Source organism: Rhodococcus sp. Q1 (genome assembly GCF_004153645.1).
GTDB classification, from domain to species: Bacteria; Actinomycetota; Actinomycetes; order Mycobacteriales; family Mycobacteriaceae; genus Rhodococcus; species Rhodococcus gordoniae.
In genome coordinates this window covers 1-17,717 of record NZ_SDMJ01000003.1, presented here as the reverse complement: position 1 = coordinate 17,717, position 17,717 = coordinate 1, and the positions used below count along the sequence as shown (strand labels likewise).

Annotated in this window: 12 protein-coding genes and 1 tRNA gene; 7 read left to right on the top strand and 6 right to left on the bottom strand. The window is 68.3% G+C overall.

Features of this window, described 5'->3' with window-relative positions:
* Positions 1-89 precede the first annotated feature (89 nt).
* The 3 genes from EQ874_RS08590 to EQ874_RS08580 all read right to left on the bottom strand — a co-directional run bounded on the left by EQ874_RS08590 (position 90) and on the right by EQ874_RS08580 (position 3,264).
* The gene (locus EQ874_RS08590; RefSeq protein WP_129976536.1) at positions 90-1,832 is read right to left on the bottom strand and encodes a selenocysteine-specific translation elongation factor; all 1,743 of its coding nucleotides are present in this window, start codon (positions 1,830-1,832) and stop codon (positions 90-92) included.
* The gene (selA, locus tag EQ874_RS08585; RefSeq protein ID WP_129976535.1) at positions 1,832-3,136 is read right to left on the bottom strand and encodes an L-seryl-tRNA(Sec) selenium transferase; all 1,305 of its coding nucleotides are present in this window, start codon (positions 3,134-3,136) and stop codon (positions 1,832-1,834) included. Before selA ends, EQ874_RS08590 begins: the two co-directional genes overlap by 1 nt.
* 33 nt (positions 3,137-3,169) lie before the next feature.
* A tRNA-Sec gene (locus tag EQ874_RS08580) sits at positions 3,170-3,264 on the bottom strand.
* Positions 3,265-3,322: 58 nt separating this feature from the next.
* Here EQ874_RS08580 and selD point away from each other — a divergent pair.
* The 5 genes from selD (at position 3,323) to EQ874_RS08550 (ending at position 11,020) form a co-directional block, all read left to right on the top strand.
* On the top strand, positions 3,323-4,345 hold the full coding sequence (selD, locus tag EQ874_RS08575; protein ID WP_064063398.1) for a selenide, water dikinase SelD: 1,023 nt from the start codon (positions 3,323-3,325) through the stop codon (positions 4,343-4,345).
* A gap of 110 nt (positions 4,346-4,455) precedes the next feature.
* Positions 4,456-7,755, top strand: a complete 3,300-nt coding sequence (fdh, locus tag EQ874_RS08565) for a formate dehydrogenase (protein ID WP_242496697.1) — start codon at positions 4,456-4,458, stop codon at positions 7,753-7,755.
* Positions 7,752-8,666 carry a 4Fe-4S dicluster domain-containing protein gene (locus EQ874_RS08560; RefSeq protein WP_064063291.1) on the top strand — a complete coding sequence of 305 codons (915 nt, stop codon included), beginning with the start codon at positions 7,752-7,754 and terminating at the stop codon, positions 8,664-8,666. The genes fdh and EQ874_RS08560 overlap by 4 nt, the downstream gene beginning before the upstream one ends.
* Positions 8,663-9,682 carry an NrfD/PsrC family molybdoenzyme membrane anchor subunit gene (gene nrfD / locus EQ874_RS08555; RefSeq protein ID WP_129976533.1) on the top strand — a complete coding sequence of 340 codons (1,020 nt, stop codon included), beginning with the start codon at positions 8,663-8,665 and terminating at the stop codon, positions 9,680-9,682. Before EQ874_RS08560 ends, nrfD begins: the two co-directional genes overlap by 4 nt.
* 33 nt (positions 9,683-9,715) lie before the next feature.
* A complete protein-coding gene (locus EQ874_RS08550) occupies positions 9,716-11,020 on the top strand; it encodes an OFA family MFS transporter (RefSeq protein ID WP_064063289.1) in 1,305 nt (434 codons plus the stop codon).
* 22 nt (positions 11,021-11,042) lie between these two features.
* Here EQ874_RS08550 and EQ874_RS08545 read toward each other — a convergent pair whose 3' ends face one another.
* On the bottom strand, positions 11,043-13,343 hold the full coding sequence (locus EQ874_RS08545) for a LuxR C-terminal-related transcriptional regulator (RefSeq protein WP_064063288.1): 2,301 nt from the start codon (positions 13,341-13,343) through the stop codon (positions 11,043-11,045).
* A 264-nt stretch (positions 13,344-13,607) separates the two neighbouring features.
* Between EQ874_RS08545 and EQ874_RS08540 the strand changes: the two genes are divergently transcribed.
* Positions 13,608-15,251 (top strand): NAD(P)/FAD-dependent oxidoreductase, encoded by a 1,644-nt coding sequence (locus tag EQ874_RS08540; RefSeq protein ID WP_129976532.1) that lies wholly within the window; start codon positions 13,608-13,610, stop codon positions 15,249-15,251.
* A 35-nt stretch (positions 15,252-15,286) separates the two neighbouring features.
* A complete protein-coding gene (locus EQ874_RS08535; protein WP_129976531.1) occupies positions 15,287-16,234 on the top strand; it encodes an alpha/beta hydrolase in 948 nt (315 codons plus the stop codon).
* A gap of 13 nt (positions 16,235-16,247) precedes the next feature.
* Here EQ874_RS08535 and EQ874_RS08530 read toward each other — a convergent pair whose 3' ends face one another.
* Together EQ874_RS08530 and EQ874_RS08525 are read right to left on the bottom strand one after the other, a co-directional pair.
* Positions 16,248-16,493, bottom strand: coding sequence for a hypothetical protein (locus tag EQ874_RS08530; protein ID WP_026003588.1), 246 nt, complete (start codon positions 16,491-16,493; stop codon positions 16,248-16,250).
* Positions 16,471-17,685, bottom strand: a complete 1,215-nt coding sequence (locus EQ874_RS08525) for an acyl-CoA desaturase (RefSeq protein ID WP_242496736.1) — start codon at positions 17,683-17,685, stop codon at positions 16,471-16,473. The genes EQ874_RS08530 and EQ874_RS08525 overlap by 23 nt, the downstream gene beginning before the upstream one ends.
* Positions 17,686-17,717 lie beyond the last annotated feature (32 nt).

The window sequence follows — 17,717 nt, the reverse complement described above, 5'->3', positions numbered from 1 at the left end:
CGTGTTTCGACACACTTCGTGGTCGGGTGCACGTCACCTCGCGCATCCGCGCAGAACGGGACTCGACCGCCCCGACAGTCGGTGCCGCCCTAGTGGACGATCTCGCGACGGTCGTCGGGGAGCCGTCGCGTACGGCCCGCCTTGTCGAGCCGGTCGAGCAGCGGCAGGACCACCCGCCGTGTCGTTCCCAGCCGCTCGCGTGCCGCACTGGTCGTGAAGGGCTGTTCCAGCTCTCCCAGCAACTCGACGGCAGCATCGGCGGCGTCGGGTAGCAGGACGATGCCCGGACCGACCCGCCACAGTCGTCCGCTGCGCTCGGCCGCGCCCAGTGCACGGTCGTCGAGGCCGAGTTCGCGGAGTCGATCGGCGGTCGGGGCCGCGAACGGGGCGGCCGACAGGTCGCGGCGCACCTGCTCGACGGCCTTGCGGATCTTCGTCGGCAGACCGTCGGCTCCCGGAGCGATCACCCGTCCCCCTACGACTTCGAGAGGCGGCCGTACCAGCGCACGCACGAGGTCGGGAGTGGGAAGCCGCAACTGCGATGCCAGCACGGTCAACGGTGCCGCCGGGTCCAGGGGATGAGCGCGAGCGTGTGCCTGCACGAGGGCGGGCAGCCGATCGGTGACCGCTCGCGCGAGGCCGGGTGCGACGAGCCACGGACCCACCACCAGGTGATCTCCCTCCTCGAGAGGGATGCCCAACTGACGCAACCGCTGACGGTGCAGGATTCCGCGGCGGGCGAGTTCGTCGGCCAAGTTCGGCGTACCGTCGGCACCCGCGAGTTGCCGGGCACGGCGTGCCGCGGCACCACGCCGCCGGAAGCGGGGCGGGTCCGGATCGAGAACGTCGGCCCGCCAGATCGTGCGGCGACCCGGATCGCGCAGCAGCGCGCGGTCGCCGATCCGCAGGGGCAACGGGCGATCGAGAGTGAGCCGGACGAGATCGCCCGCCAGCGGACGACAGTGGACGCCGACGTCGGCAGCACCGATGTGGAGAACTGGGGCGACGGGAGGCCGGTCCTCGCCGCTGATCCGCACGTCGACGACGGACGTGTGGTGCCACGCACCGGGCGTCACGAGCACACTGCCCCGGCCCAGGTCGTCGATCCGGCCGGTGAGATTGAGGGCGACCCGGGCCACGCCGCTCACCGCGGTCCGGTCGCGCCCGAGCGCCTGCACGCCACGGACCCGCAGCGGTGCGCTGCCGAGGGCGAGGGTGTCGCCGACCCGGACCGTGCCGGCGGGAAGCGTTCCGGTGACGACGGTTCCGGACCCGCGCACGGTGAACCGGCGGTCCACCCAGAGCCGGACATCGCCGAGCGGATCCGGATCCGGGAGCGCGGCGACCATCGTCGTCAACGCGGCCCTGAGATCGTCGAGGCCCATCCCGGTGCGTCCGCTCACAGCGACGACGGGCGCCCCCGCCAGGCTCGTGCGGGCGACCTCCGCCGCGGCCCGCGCGGCTGCGGGACCCGGGTCGGCGAGATCGGCGCGGGTCACCGCGACGACCGCGTGGCGCACGCCGAGCGCGTCGAGCGCCGCGAGATGTTCGGCTGCTTGAGGCATCCACGGATCGTCGGCGGCCACCACGAACAGCGCGGCCGGGACCGATCCCACCCCGGAGAGCATCGTCGTCAGGAAACGCTCGTGTCCGGGGACGTCGACGAAGGCGACCTCCCCCACTCCGGGCCAGGAGGTCCAGCAGTAGCCGAGCTCGATGGTCAGTCCTCGCCGCCGTTCCTCGGCGAGCCGATCCGGATTCGCGCCGGTGAGCGCTTCGACCAGCGTCGACTTGCCGTGGTCGACATGACCGGCGGTCGCGACGACGTGCATCAGCGTCCTTCGCGGCGGGCCACACGCGTCACGGCGCCGATCAGATCGCGGTCCTCACCGGGGTCGACGGCGAGCAGGTCGAGCAGCAACCTGCCCCGTTCCACACGGCCGACGACCGGGTGTTCGCCGAGACGCAACGGCACGGCGAAGTGTTCGGGCAGCGCGATCGCCACGCTCGGCAGGGTCACATCCGGGGCGCCGCCACCACCGACGACGCCGTCGGAGTCGACCACCTCGGGCTCGCACTCGGCAGGCAGCGCAGCGCAGATCGCCCGGGCACGGGCGCGAAGGTCCTCCGGCCGCGTGGCCAGTGCTGCCGCGACGGGAGGCGTCGGTCCCGTCAGGGTCGCTTCCAGCGCGGCGAGGGTGAGCTTGTCGACGCGTAATGCCCGTGCGAACGGATCGCGGCGCAGGCGTTCCACCAGCTCGGCCCGTCCGAGCAGCAGCCCCGCCTGCGGACCACCCAGCAGCTTGTCGCCCGAAGCCGTGACCAGGTCGGCGCCGGCGCGCAGGGCACTGGTGGCGTCGGGCTCGTTCGGCAGGCGTGGATGCGGTGCGAGCAGTCCCGACCCGATGTCGACCACGACGGGCGGACCGAGCCCCGTGAGTTCGCGGACCGAGACGGACGACGTGAAGCCGGTGACCGTGAAGTTCGACGGATGCACCTTGAGGACGAAGGCGGTGTCGTCGTCGACGGCCGCGGCGTAGTCGCTCAGGCGGACACGGTTGGTGGTACCGACCTCCCGCAGCGCGGCACCGACCGATTCCAGCAGTTCCGGGATCCGGAAGCCGTCGCCGATCTCGACCAGTTCGCCCCGCGCGATCACGATCGAGCGACCCCCGCGCGCAAGCACCCGCGTGGCCAGAGCGAGAGCGGCGGCACCGTTGTTGACCACGTGGACGCCTCCGGCATCCGGTACCTGCTCGGCGAGCGCCTCGAGAGCGCCGCGGCCGCGCCGCCCGCGCCTGCCGGTGGCCAGATCGAGCTCGACATCGGTCGCGCCCGCCGCGGTCGTCACGGCTTCGACCGCCGCGCGGGAGAGGGGGGCGCGGCCGAGATTGGTGTGCACCACCACGCCGGTCGCGTTGAGGACGCGACGCAGGGTGGCCGCCTGTTGCGGCAACGATTCGGCTGCGACGTCGGCGACGGCCCCCGGCTCGATCTCTCCGTCGCGGCACCGCTGCTGGGCCGCGACCACGGTCTGCTTGACCAGACGGGAGCCGAGCCGGTCGACGGCTTCGCGCAGGCGCGGATCGGCCAGGACCTGGTCGGTGCGGGGAACATCCCGTCGCGGATCCGGCACGCGCCTCCTCATCCCACACTCGACGACAAAATTTGGCGGAGGCGGACGGGAATCGAACCCGCCCAGCCCAGATACTGGGCCACAACGGTTTTGAAGACCGCGACCGTCACCAGACGAGAACCACCTCCGCGCTCACCCTAACCGAAGTCGAGCCCTCGGTTACGGCACGCCCGTATGTTCGGTCGTATGACCGCACACGTCGACCTTCCCGAGGGCGCCATCCGACTCACCCAGTACGCGGCCGGCGGCGGCTGCGCGTGCAAGGTTCCGCCGGGCGAACTCGAACGGGTACTCGGTGGCCTGCAGGGTGGACGAGCGACCGGCGAACTGCTGGTCGGTGTGGAGAACGGCGACGACGGCGCCGCGGTCCGGATCGACCCCGCACCCGACGGGAGCGGACGGGCCGTCATCGTGACGGCCGACTTCTTCACCCCGGTCGTCGACGATGCCTACGACTGGGGCCGCATCGCCGCCACCAATGCCATGTCCGACGTCTACGCGATGGGCGGCACGCCGATCGTCGCGGTCAACCTCCTGGGCTGGCCGCGCGAACTCATCCCGTTCGAACTCGCAGCCGAGGTGATGCGGGGCGGTGCCGACGCGTGCGCCGAGGCGGGTGCTCATCTCGCCGGAGGGCACAGCATCGACGACCGCGAACCGAAGTACGGACTGGCGGTGACCGGGCTCGGCGATCCGGATCGCCTGCTGCGCAACGACGCTGCGACACCCGGCCTGCCGCTCACCCTCACCAAGCCACTCGGCCTCGGCATCCTCAACAACCGTCACAAGGCCACCGGCGAGCGGTTCGAGGAGGCGGTAGCGGTGATGACGACCCTCAACCGCGAGGCCGCGCAACTCGCCCACGCCGCAGGTGTCCGCGCCGCCACCGACGTCACGGGTTTCGGTCTGCTCGGCCATCTGATGAAGATGATGCGGGCCAGTGGCACGACCGCCGTGCTCGATGCCGCGGCCGTGCCGTACGTCGCGGGAGCGCGCGAGTCGCTCGCGGAGGGTTTCGTGCCCGGCGGGAGCCGTCGCAATCTCGACTGGGTGCGCGACGAGGTCGACTCCGAGGTGGACGACGACGAACTGCTGCTGCTCGCGGATGCTCAGACGTCCGGCGGTCTCCTGGTCGTCGGGGAGATCCCCGGTCATCCGGTGATCGGCGAGGTGATCCCCGCGAGCGAGCACGCGATTCGGGTGCGCTGACCCCGACGACCGTCGGACATGCCGACACACCTGCACGGGATCCGGATTACCCGGCACGAAGCGCGGGTAGACGGTAGCTTCGGAAACGACAGCGCAGGAAAGGAGCACCGATGGCGGAGAAGGACACGTCCCTCCCTTGGCCCGTCCTGCGCCAGTTCCTCGGTAAAGACCTGCTCGGGCGCGGCAGAGCCGCGCGTTCCCGTCGTACCGACGAGATCGAACCGCGCACCTCCACCGCCGATCGTGTCGCGCGCAGCGTGTGTCCCTACTGCGCTGTCGGATGCGGACAGAAGATCTTCGTCAAGGACGAACGGATCGTCCAGATCGAAGGTGACTCCGACAGCCCCGTGAACCGCGGACGGCTGTGTCCCAAGGGTTCGGCGAGCAAGAATCTCGTCACCAGCGAGCTGCGCGAGACCAAGATCCGCTATCGCCGGCCCTACGGCACCGAATGGGAAGATCTCGACCTCGACACGGCCATGGAGATGGTCGTCGATCGCGTGCTGAAGACCCGTCGCGAGACGTGGCAGGAGTTCGACGACAAGGGCCGCCGTGTCCGGCGCACGATGGGCATCGCCAGTCTCGGCGGTGCGACGCTGGACAACGAGGAGAACTACCTCATCAAGAAGCTGTTCACAGCGATGGGGGCGGTCCAGATCGAGAACCAGGCCCGTATATGACACTCCGCCACCGTCCCCGGTCTGGGGACCAGCTTCGGGCGCGGCGGCGCCACCGGCTATACAGCCGACCTGGCCAACGCTGACTGCATCATCATCCAGGGTTCCAACATGGCCGAAGCCCACCCGGTGGGCTTCCAGTGGGTCGTGGAGGCCCAGAAACGCGGTGCCCGCGTCATCCACATCGACCCGCGCTTCACCCGTACGAGCGCGGTGGCGGACAAGCACGTCCCGATCCGGGTCGGCAGCGACATCGCCTTCCTCGGCGGCATCGTGAACTACGTCCTGAGCAACGAGCTGGACTTCCGCGAGTACGTCGTCGATTACACGAACGCCGCGGTGCTCGTCAGCGACAAGTTCGAGGACACCGACGACCTCGACGGGCTCTTCTCGGGCTTCGACCCCGAGAAGCGGACCTACGATCCGACGAGCTGGCAGTACGACGTGGAGGACGAATCCGGCGACCTGCACACGTCGCAGGCCGACAACGCCGAGGAACACGCCGAGCATCGGGACACGGCCGCGGGCCTGCAGAACGAGTCGCACGGCATGCAGACGGCGAGCCACCCGAGGCGCGACGAGACCCTGCAGCACCCGCGGTGCGTCTACCAGGTGCTCAAGCGGCACTTCGCCCGCTACACCCCCGAGGTGGTCGAGCAGGTGTGCGGCGTCTCGCAGGAGGACTTCCTCGACGTCTGCCGCGCGTGGACCGAGAACTCCGGTCGGGAGCGGACGACGGCGCTCGTCTACAGCGTGGGCTGGACCCAGCACAGTGTCGGTGTGCAGTACATCCGCACCGGTGCGATCCTGCAGTTGTTGCTCGGCAACATGGGCCGCCCCGGCGGAGGCATCATGGCGCTGCGCGGTCACGCCAGCATCCAGGGATCGACCGACATCCCGACGCTGTTCAACCTGTTGCCCGGCTACCTGCCGATGCCCGATGCGAACAAGCACCACTCGTTCACCGATTGGGTCGACAGCGTCCGCAACCCGGGCAGCAAGGGCTTCTGGTCGAAGGCCGACGCCTACGCCGTGAACCTGCTCAAGGCGTACTGGGGCGACGCGGCGACCGCCGACAACGACTACTGCTTCGACCACATGCCGAAGATCACCGGCGACCACGGCACCTACCGCTCGGTGCTCGACATGATCGACGGAAAGGTCAAGGGCTACTTCCTTCTCGGTCAGAACCCGGCCGTCGGCTCCGCTCACGGGCGCGCCCAGCGGCTCGGGATGGCGAACCTCGACTGGCTCGTGGTGCGCGATCTGTTCGAGATCGAGAGCGCGAGCTTCTGGAAGGACTCCCCGGAGGTCGAGACCGGCGAGATCGTGACCGAGGAGTGCGCCACCGAGGTGTTCCTGTTCCCGGCGGCTTCCTACGCCGAGAAGGAAGGAACCTTCACCCAGACCCAGCGGATGCTGCAGTGGCGGGAGAAGGCCGTCGAGCCGCCCGAGGACTGCCGCTCGGAACTGTGGTTCTTCTACCACCTCGGCCGCATGATGCGGGAGCGTCTGGCCGCGTCCACCGACGAGCGCGACCGTCCGCTGCTCGACCTGGCATGGGACTATCCCGTACACGGGGAGCACGACGAGCCGAGTGCCGAAGCGGTGCTCATGGAGATCAACGGCTACGACGTCGCGACCCGGCGGCCGCTGTCGTCGTTCACCGAGATGAAGAACGACGGCTCCACGCTCGGTGGCTGCTGGATCTACACCGGGGTCTATGCCGACGGCGTCAATCAGGCCAACCGTCGCAAGTCCCGTCACGAGCAGTCGTTCGTGGCTCCCGAGTGGGGCTGGGCGTGGCCGATGAACCGCCGCATCCTCTACAACCGGGCATCCGCCGACCCCGAGGGCAGGCCGTGGAGCGAACGCAAGGCCTACGTGTGGTGGGACGAGGACGCACAGCAGTGGACCGGCGCGGACGTGCCGGACTTCGAGAAGACGAAGCCGCCGAGCTACCGCTCCCCCGACGGCGCCGACGGTGTCGAGGCGATCGAAGGGATCGATCCGTTCATCATGCAGGGCGACGGCAAGGGTGCCCTCTACGCTCCCCAGGGACTCGTCGACGGTCCGATGCCGACGCACTACGAACCGGTGGAGTCGCCGTTCCGCAATCCGCTCTACGCGCAGCAGGCCAACCCGACACGCATGGAGTACCGGCGCGACGACAATCCGATGAACCCCTCACCGCCGGAGGAACACAGCGACGTCTTCCCCTTCGTGTTCACGACGAGTCGTCTCACCGAGCACCACACCGCCGGCGGGATGAGCCGCTATCTCGAACATCTCGCCGAACTGCAACCGGAGATGTTCGTGGAGGTCTCCCCCGCCCTGGCGGCCGAGCGCGGACTCGAGCACATGGGCTGGTGCCACGTGATCACCGCCCGCTCGGCGGTCGAGGGCCGGGTACTGGTGACCGAGCGGTTGCGTCCGCTGAAGGTCGAAGGCCGCACCGTGCACCAGATCTGGATGCCCTACCACTGGGGTGGCGGCGGCATGGTGACCGGCGACTCGACCAACGATCTGATCGGGATCACGCTGGACCCCAACGTGCTCATCCAGGAGAGCAAGGTCGGTACGTGCGACGTGCGGGCCGGACGCCGGCCGAGCGGACCGGCGCTGCGGGAGTACGTCGAGGGATATGCGCGGCGGGCCGGGGTAACCGACGGTGTGTACCCACCCGTCGTCACGATCTCGGATGACGGACGCACTCCGGAGGAGGACGAGTGACCGGCCCCAACAGCTTCTTCGGACCGATCGACCCGGCACCCGATGCCGGGTACGAGAATCCACCGGCTCGCAAGGGCTTCTTCACCGACACCAGTGTGTGCATCGGGTGCAAGGCCTGTGAGGTCGCCTGCAAGGAGTGGAACGACGTTCCCGAGAACGCGTTCGCGATGCTCGGCACCTCGTACGACAACAGTCATTCGCTCAACGCGAACCAGTGGCGGCACGTCGCCTTCATCGAGCGCCCGGCCGAGAAGAAGCCGGCGGTGTCGCTGGGGATGCCGACCGTCGGTGCGGCACCGAGCGAGCGGCCGGACGAGGAGAAGCCGGACTTCCGGTGGTTGATGTCCTCGGACGTGTGCAAGCACTGCACCCACGCGGCCTGCCTCGACGTGTGCCCGACCGGGTCGCTGTTCCGCAGCGAGTTCGGCACGGTGGTCGTGCAGGACGACATCTGCAACGGCTGCGGATACTGCGTGGCCGCGTGCCCGTACGGTGTCATCGACCGCCGCAAGGGCCCGGAGGGCGACCCGAAGGTCGGTATCGCCCAGAAGTGCACGCTCTGCTACGACCGGCTCACCGACGGCCAGACACCGTCCTGCGCGCAGGCGTGCCCCACGGAGTCGATCCAGTTCGGCGACGTCGAGGAACTGCGTGCCCGCGCCGACGAGCGCCTGGCGGCCCTGCACGAGCGCGGTGTGAGCGAGGCACGGCTGTACGGCAACGATCCCGAGGACGGGGTCGGCGGGACCGGCGCCTTCTTCCTGCTCCTCGACGAACCGGAGGTCTACGGCCTGCCCCCGGACCCGGTGGTGACGACCAAGGATCTGCCGGAGATGTGGAACCGTGCTGCCGTCGCGGCCGTCGCGATGCTGGCGGGCGCCGCCCTGTCGTTCCTGAGGAGGCGCGGATGACCCAGGTGCAGCACGGCGGCAGCCCGGGCGATTCCCGCCGGTCCGGAGGCGGTCGCGGCGGCGACCGCGTGATGGTGCCGGAGGCCGACTTCGAGTCCTATTACGGACGCCCGATCGTGAAGCCAGCCCCGTGGGAACACGACATCGCCGTCTACCTGTTCACAGGCGGCGTGGCCGCGGGCAGCTCGCTGCTCGCCGCAGGCGCCGATCTGACGGGCCGCGCCGCACTGCGCCGGGTGGCCCGATTCGGTTCGCTCGCATCGCTGCTCGTGAGTGTCGGTGCCCTCGTCCACGATCTCGGCAAACCGAGCCGCTTCCTCAACATGCTGCGGGTCGCCAAGCCGACCTCCCCGATGTCGGTCGGTACGTGGATCCTGTCGCTGCACGGTCCGTTCGCGGGTGTCGCGGCGGTCGCGGAGATCGCCGAGATGCTGCCCTCCCGGTGGAAGCGGGGGCCGGTGCGACTCCTGCTCGCGCTCGGCCGACCGGCCGGGATCGTAGGGGCGCTGACGGCGCCGCCGGTCGCCGCCTACACCGGTGTTCTGCTGTCCGACACCGCAACTCCGGCCTGGCACTCCGCCTACAAGGAGATTCCCTTCGTGTTCTGCGGGTCCGCGGCGGCCGCCTCGGGTGGTCTCGGGCTGCTGGGCGCACCGCTTGCCGAGGCCGGACCGGCGCGTACCTTCGCCGTCGGCGGTGCGCTCGCCGAACTCGTGCTCGAGCAGCGGATGGAGGAGTCCATGGGCCTGTCGGCCGAGACGCTCCACCAAGGGCGGGCCGGGCGATTCATGAAGGCCAGCAAGGCATTGACGGTGGCCGGTGCGCTCGGGGCGCTCGTCGGCCGTCGCCATCGGGCGGTGTCGGCGGTGTCCGGTGCCGCACTCATGGTCGGTTCGCTGTGCACGCGACTCGGCGTCTACGAGGCCGGCATCGCATCGGCGAAGGATCCCAAATACACCGTCGTTCCCCAGCGTGAACGAGTCGATCGCGGGGAACCCGTTCGCTACCGCAGCTGAGATCCGGCTCGCGGGCAGAACGAAGGAGCACGCATGGACTCCGCCAAGCCCACGCGCGAACCACAGGGCGACACCGCGACGGCACAGCCTCCGGGCAGCTTCCGGTGGTTGCTCGTCGCCGGAGGTCTGTTGCTGCAGTTCTCGATCGGCGCGGTCTACGCATGGTCGGTCTTCGGTGGGGCCCTCGAGAGCGCCGACTCCTGGCAGCTCAGCACGGTCAAGGCGTCACTGCCGTTCACCGTCACCATCGGCATGATCTTCGTCGGCACCTATCTCGGTGGCCGCCTGCAGGATCTGAAGGGACCGCGCGTCGTCGCGCTCATCGGCGGGGTCATCTACGCCCTCGGCATTCTCCTCGCGTCGTTCACCAACGGTGCCGACGATTACTGGCTGCTCATCCTCGGATACGGCGTCATCAGCGGCTTCGGTCTGGGCTTCGCGTACATCGTCCCGATCGCCATGCTGCAGAAGTGGTTTCCCGACAAGACCGGTCTCATCACCGGGCTCGCGGTGGGAGGCTTCGGGTTCGGTGCGGTGCTCACCTCGCCGGTCGCGCAGTGGCTCATCGACCGGAACCCCGACGATCCCACGAGCGCCTTCCTGCCGCTGGGCATCGCCTACCTCGTGATGTCCCTCGCCGGCGCAGCGCTCTTCCGCAATCCGCCCGAGGGGTACACCGTGCCCGGTTACGAACCTGCTTCGAAGACCGGTGCCGGAGCGACGGGCGGCAAGGAGTACACCCAGGGAGAGGCACTGCGCACGCCCCAGTGGTATCTCCTGACCGCCATCCTCACCCTGTGTGTCACCGCAGGCATCTCACTGATCTCCCAGGCCAAGCCGAGTGCTTCCGACATCGCCGGCTTCAGCGCGAGCGGCGCGGCGGCACTCGTGGGCGCGCTCGCGATCTTCAACGGTGCCGGCCGGATCGTGTGGGCAGCGATCTCCGACCGCATCGGGCGGATGAGGACGTTCACCGCACTGCTCGTCCTGCAGGGCGTGTGCCTGATCGTGTTGCCGCATGCCGGCGGTGTCGTGCTGTTCTCGATCCTGGCCGCGATCATCTACCTCTGCTACGGCGGCGCTTTCGGCACCATGCCCGCCACTGCCGGCGATTTCTTCGGGGTCCGCAATGCCGGTGCCATCTACGGACTCATGCTCATCGGTTGGAGCATCGGCGGCATCATCGGCCCGATCATTGCGTCCACGCTGATCGGCGAGGACAAGGCCTATACCCTTGCCTACACCACGATCGGCATCATCGCTCTGGTGTCGGTGGTACTCACGTTGATCACCAAGGTGCCTGCGGCACGCCGAGAGTCCGTCCCGACACACTCCTGAACCCGGCTACCGCCCCGCCGGCTCACGCTCCGCGCTCTTCGTGGGCGTGCAACCACGACACGACCTGCGTGCGGGAGTGCACGCCGAGTTTGTCGAGGATCCGCTCGACGTGACCGTCGACGGTCCGGCGGGAGATGACGAGGCGGTCGGCGATCGCACGGTTGCTCAACCCTCCGGCGACGAGTGCCGCGATCTCCTGTTCCCGCTTCGTCAACGGTGATTTCTGTGAGACCGCGGCAGCTCGAGCACGCGGTGTCCGGGATTCGGGAGTCCCACCCGGTTCCAGTGCGCTGCACACGAGATCGCCGATGGTCGCGCCGACCTGCGAACCGAGCAGCCCGGAGAGTGTCGCTTCGTCCACGGCGTCCCGGAGGCGTCGTTCCGCGGCGAGCGAATCCTGCTCGATGTGCGGTCCGAACGCGGCGATCGTCGTACCGAGACGCTGCCATACCGTCCGTGCGGCCCCGAGCAGTCCCGCCGATTTCTCCGGGTCGCCTTCGGCGCCCGCCGACCACGCCAGCAGTTCGATCGACAACGCCGTGCAGATCTTGTCCTCGAAATCGCGCTGGATGATCAGGGCCTCGTTCGCCGCTTCGACCGCAGAGCCCAGGCGCCCGAGATGGAAGTGGGCGAGCCCGGAGACCCACAGCGCATAGGCCTTGTTCCACCGCTCGCCGTGCTGGTCCGCCATGTCGACGACATGAGCGCACGTCGCCAGGGCGTCGTCGAGTCGTCCTTCGTAGGTCTGCGCCATCGCCAGCTGGAACAGGCAGGTCAGGTGGGCGGCGTGATCGCCGTGCGCACGATGCACCCGGGCCGCACGGAGGTAGAGGTCGATCGCCTCGGCCGTCGCGCCGCAGAACAGGGCGTGCAGAGCACTCCAGTGATCGCAATGTGCCCGCAACCGGACGTCGCCGGATTCGTCCGCGATCGAACGACACTCGGCGAGGTGGACCGCCGCCCCGTCGCGATCACCCTGGATGAGCGCCGTCCACGCGGTCACCCACAGCACGTTGCCGCGCTCGCTGCTCGAACGCGGAAGTCGTTGCAGGATCCGCTCGAGCCGGGCCCGCCCGGTGGACAGGTACCCGCCCGCGATCCAGTGGTACCGCAGCGCGACGGCGAGCGCCGCCCCTGCGGCGAGTTCGTCGTCGTCCCGGATCGACCGGTCGAGCGCTGCCATGAAATCCGTGTGGTCGGCGCGCATCGACGACAACAGGGCGGATTGTCTCGGCCCGTACCAACTCTCGGCACAGCGACGGGCACGATCGAGATAGTGCTCGCAATGCCGCCGGTACAACCGCTCCCGCTCCTCGCGGACGTCGAGCAGTTCGTGACCGTACTCGCGCACGGTCACCAATTGCGAGTACCTCAACACCGACGACGAACGGTCGACACCCACGAGCGACTTCGCGATCAACCTGTCGAGCAGGTCGATGACCTGCTCGCTCGGCAGATCCTCGTCGGCGCAGACGGTCTCCGCGCCCTCGAGGTCGAAGCTGCCGGTGAACACCGACAACCGCGCCCACAACGTCCGCTCGGCATCGGAGCACAGTTCGTAGCTCCAGTCGATCAGGGCACGCAACGTCTGCTGGCGCGGCACCGCCACACGACTGCCTCCGGTGAGCAACGCGAAACGCCGGTCGAGTCGTTCGACGAGTTGCGCCGGAGACAACGAACGCAGGCGGGTCGCGGCGAGTTCGAGAGCGAGCGGAACGCCGTCGAGTGCAATGCACAGTTGCGCAACGGCATCGGCGTGGTCGTCGGTCACCTCGAAACCCGGGACCACCTGCCGGGCCCGGTCCACGAGCAGACCGACCGCTTCGAATCGTTCGAGATCCGCCGCCCTGTTTCCCGTCGACCGGCTCGGCGTGGTCAGAGGCGGAAGCACGTACTCCGCCTCCCCCGGCACACTCAGAGGCTCACGACTGGTGGCGAGGATCCGCACCTCCGGCGCATCACCGAGGACGGCAGCAACGAAGTCGGCCACGGTCCCGATCACGTGCTCACAGTTGTCGACCACGATCAGCATGTGCTTGTCGCGGAGATGGTCGACGATCTTGTCCATCACGGGCCTGGTGGACTGGTCGGTCACCCCCAGTGCGGCCGCCGCGGTCGAGGGAACGGATTCCGGGTCGCGCACGACCGCCAGGTCGAGCCAGCGGAACGAGTCGCGGAAAGCTCGCGATGTCCGCATCGCCAACTCCTCGGCCAACCGTGTCTTTCCCACACCCCCCGGGCCGAGGATCGTCAGCACACGGGTCCGCTGGAGGCACGACCGCGCCTCGTCGATCTCGCGACGGCGACCGACGAAGGTCGTCACCGAACGGGTGGGTCCCGATATGCGGGGCAGCGCAGATTCCGGGAGGGCAGATTCCGGGAGGGCAGATTTCGACAGGGCAGATTCCATCGTCACGCTTCTCAGTGATAGTGGGCCCAACATACCCGGGCGGTGGTGTGACGGCCAACACAGGTAATGAATAGGGTAATTCACCCCGCGTCCTCGCGTGTGATCCGCGTCATCGTCGATGCAGACCTTCGGTTCACCCGCCGGAGCGACATCCCCGATACCGAGGAGCCAGGACAGATGACCACTTCGTCCAACACCCCCGACACCGACGTCGTCGTCGTAGGAGCCGGATTCGCCGGGTTGTACGCGCTGCACAAGCTCCGCGACACCATGAACATGTCGGTGCGCGTCTTCGAAGCCGGCGACGATGTGGGTGGAACCTGGTACTGGAACCGTTATCCCGGCGCCCGCTGCGACATCGAGTCGATCCACTACTCCTACTCGTTCGACGACGACCTGCAGCAGGAGTGGCAGTGGAGCGAGAAGTTCGCCGGGCAGCCGGAGATCCTCCGCTACCTGAACCACGTGGCCGACCGCTTCGACCTGCGGAGGGGAATCACATTCGGCACGCGGGTGATCGGCGTGCACTGGGACGACGAGAACTCGTGGTGGTCGGTCCGCACCGACACCGGCGAAACCGTGACGGCCCGGTGGTTCATCTCCGGTGCCGGTAACCTCTCGGTCCCCAAGAAGCCCGAGTTCGGGGGGATCGAGAACTTCCGCGGCGAAGTCCTGCTCACCGGCAACTGGCCGCACGAACCCGTCGACTTCACCGGCAGGCGCGTCGCGGTCATCGGCACCGGTGCCAGTGGAATCCAGGCGATCCCTGTGATCGCGCAACAGGCCGCGGAACTGGTGGTCTTCCAGCGCACACCGCAGTTCGCCACCCCGCTCGGGAACGGCCCGCTCGACCCGCAGGTGCTCGACGAGGCCAAGAAGGTCTACCCCGAACTGAGAGAGGCCGCGCGCAACCACTTCCTGGGTGTTCCGTTCGACCAGGTCCGGCCGTCGGCGCTGGCCGTCGACGCCGAGGAGCGTCGGCGGGTGTTCGATGAACGCTGGAATGCGGGCGGGTTCCGCCTGTTCATCGACAGCTTCCAGGACATCCTCGTCGACAGGAAGGCCAACGATACCGCCGCCGAGTACATCCGCGAACGGATCCGGGAGCGGGTGCAGGACCCTGACATGGCCGACAAGCTCGCACCCAGGGGATACGCCTACGCCACGAAACGTCCCCCGCTCGAGACGAACTACTACGAGGCCTACAACCGTGACAACGTGCAGCTCGTCGATGTGAAGAGCACCCCGATCAGCGAGATCACCGAAACCGGCGTGCGCGTCGGCGACCGTACCTACGAGGTGGACACCATCGTGCTCGCGACCGGCTTCGACGCGATGACCGGCCCGCTCATGGCCATGGACATCCGTGGACGCGGCGGACTGCGCCTGGCCGACAAGTGGGCGCACGGGCCACGCACCTGTCTCGGCATCATGATCGACGAGTTCCCCAACCTCTTCACGATCACCGGGCCCCAGTCGCCCTCGGTGCTCTACAACATGCCGCTGGCCATCGAAGATCATGTCGACTTCGCGACCGACGCGATCGCGTATCTGCGCGCACACGATCTCGACGTCATCGAACCCACCGCCGAAGCCGAAGCCGACTGGGTGCGCACCACCACCGAGATCGCCGAACAGACGCTGCTGCCGCAGACCGACTCGTGGTACATGGGCGCGAACATCCCCGGTAAACCGCGTGCCTGCATGGTCTATCTGGGCGGTGCCCCGACCTATCGGCAGACCTGTGCGGACATCGTCGAGGGCGGCTACGTCGGCTTCGACCTGGCCCCGGCACGAGCCACCGTCCCGGCCGCCTCGTAGCGCGCGCTTCTCCCCATCTCGGAAGGAAGATACCCATGGCACTCGACGAGCACGCCGCCGGCCTCATCACAGGACTCGAGCAGCAGGGATTCACGTCGTTCTCGCAGATGACGGTCGAGCAGGTTCGCGCCACGATCGCGACCTTCACCGACCTCCAACTCCCACCGCAGGACGTCGACCGCGTGGACGAGACCCACTACGAGAGCGACGGCATCCCTCTCCCCCTACAGATCTACACCCCCGGGGCCGACTCCGGTCCCCGGCCGGTGGTGCTCTACTTCCACGGCGGCGGGTTCGTCGCCGGCGACCTCACCGTGGTGGACGAACCGGCGCGGGCGATCTCCCGCGCCACCGGGGCCACCGTCGTGACCGCGGGATACCGCCTCGCGCCGGAACATCGGTTCCCCGCGGCGACCGACGATGCCTGGGCTGCGTTGCAGTGGGTCACCGCCCACATCGCCGAGTACGGCGGTGACCCGGACGACGTGGTGGTCATGGGCGACAGTGCCGGTGGCAATCTCGCGGCCGGTGTCACCTTGCGGGCCCGCGACGAGGGAGCGCCCGCGTTGCGGGGGCAGGTCCTGATCTATCCGGCTGTGGACCGGGCTGCGGACGTGCCCTCGCGCCGCGAGTTCGCCGAGGGATACATCATCACCGCCGCCGACATGGACTGGTTCCTCGAGCAGTACTTCGCGTCGGCCGAGGACGCAGAGAAGCCGTACGCACTTCCGGCTCGTGCCGAGCGTTTCGACGGCCTGCCACCGACCCTGGTGCTCACCACCGAGAACGAAGTGCTCCGCGACGAAGGTGAGCTCTACGGACAACGTCTACGGGAGGCCGGTGTGGACGTGACGATCCGCCGTTTCGACGGACTCGTACACGGCGCCTTCTGGATGTCGGGCGCGGTGCCGCGCAGCGGCGAGATGCGCGACGAGGTGGCCGGGTTCGTCACCCGTGTCACGACGGGCGTGCCCGCACGGTAGAGACCGCGTCTCGCTACTCCTCGGGAGGGGCCGAGCGATGCCGATCCGGCGTCGCCGGCCCTTCCTCGCGTTCGTCGTCGTCCCGCGCCGCGCGGGCGGCCTCCCGCATCTCGATCGCGTCGGTGATCCACTCACCGATCTCGCGGGTGACGTCCCGGACCGCTCCGGTGATGATCCCGGCGATCGCGCCGACGTGGGTGGCGGCCGACTCGGTGACCTCCTGGACCGTGTCCTTGTTACGCTCGAATCTTCCCACCATGTTCGACCCCCTCGATCGTGTCGTCCGCGAGGGTACCCGCATCGTCGAGCCGGCGATCGGTGGAGTGGTGACGTTGGATGATCACCTGCGACTCGGGTTCGGGCGCGAGCCAACCGGGTGGGAGGGCGAACTTGAAGATCTTCTTCCACACCGATGTCACCTGGGCGGTGAAGCCACCGGTGTTGTACGGAAGTCCGTGCTTCTCGCACAGCTCCCGCACCTTCGGGGCGAGCTCCGGATAACGGTGCGCCGGCAGGTCGGGGAACAGGTGGTGCTCGATCTGGTGCGACAGGTTTCCGGACATGATGTGGAACAGCGGGGAGCCGGTGATGTTCGCGCTGCCCAGCATCTGCCGGACGTACCACTCACCACGGGTCTCGTCGGCGGTCTCCTCCTCGGTGAAGGACTGCACACCGGACGGGAAATGGCCGCAGAAGATGATCGAGTACGCCCACACGTTGCGCACCACGTTGGCGGTGACGTTGCCGAGCAGCGTCGGCACGAACATCGGGCCGCTCAGCAGCGGGAAGGCGACGTAGTCCTTGATCACCTGGCGACGGGCCTTGCGCCACCATCCCTTCGCGATCGGGATCACATGGCGCCACGACCGCGTGCCGGCGACGATCCGATCGACCTCGGCATCGTGCATCATCACGCCCCACTCGAACATGAACATGAGCACGGTCGCGTAGACCGGGTTGCCGAGATAGTAGAGATGCCACTTCTGCGCGGGGTCCATGCGCAGGATCCCGTATCCGATGTCGCGATCCTGACCGAGGATGTTGGTGTAGGTGTGGTGCAGGTAGTTGTGCGAGTGCCGCCACTGGTCCGACGGGCACACCGTGTCCCATTCGAATACACGCGAATTCAGCGACGGTTCGCGCATCCAGTCGTACTGGCCGTGCATCACGTTGTGCCCGATCTCCATGTTGTCGAGGATCTTCGACACGCTCAGCGCCGCCACGCCGGCGACCCAAGCGGGAGGGAGGAATCCGACGAACAACAGGCCGCGACCGGCGATCTCGAATCCACGTTGCGCCTTGATGATCCGGTAGAGATACTCGCGGTCCTCGTCGCCGAGGGAGGCGAGGGTCTGCTCACGCAGGGCGTCGAGTTCGCGGCCGATCTCCTCGACGCTGTCGTGGTCGAGCACGAGCGGTTCGGTCTCGGCCGCAGCGGTACGGCCCGACAGGAAGGGAAGGAAGGGCAGGGTGGGCAGGGTGG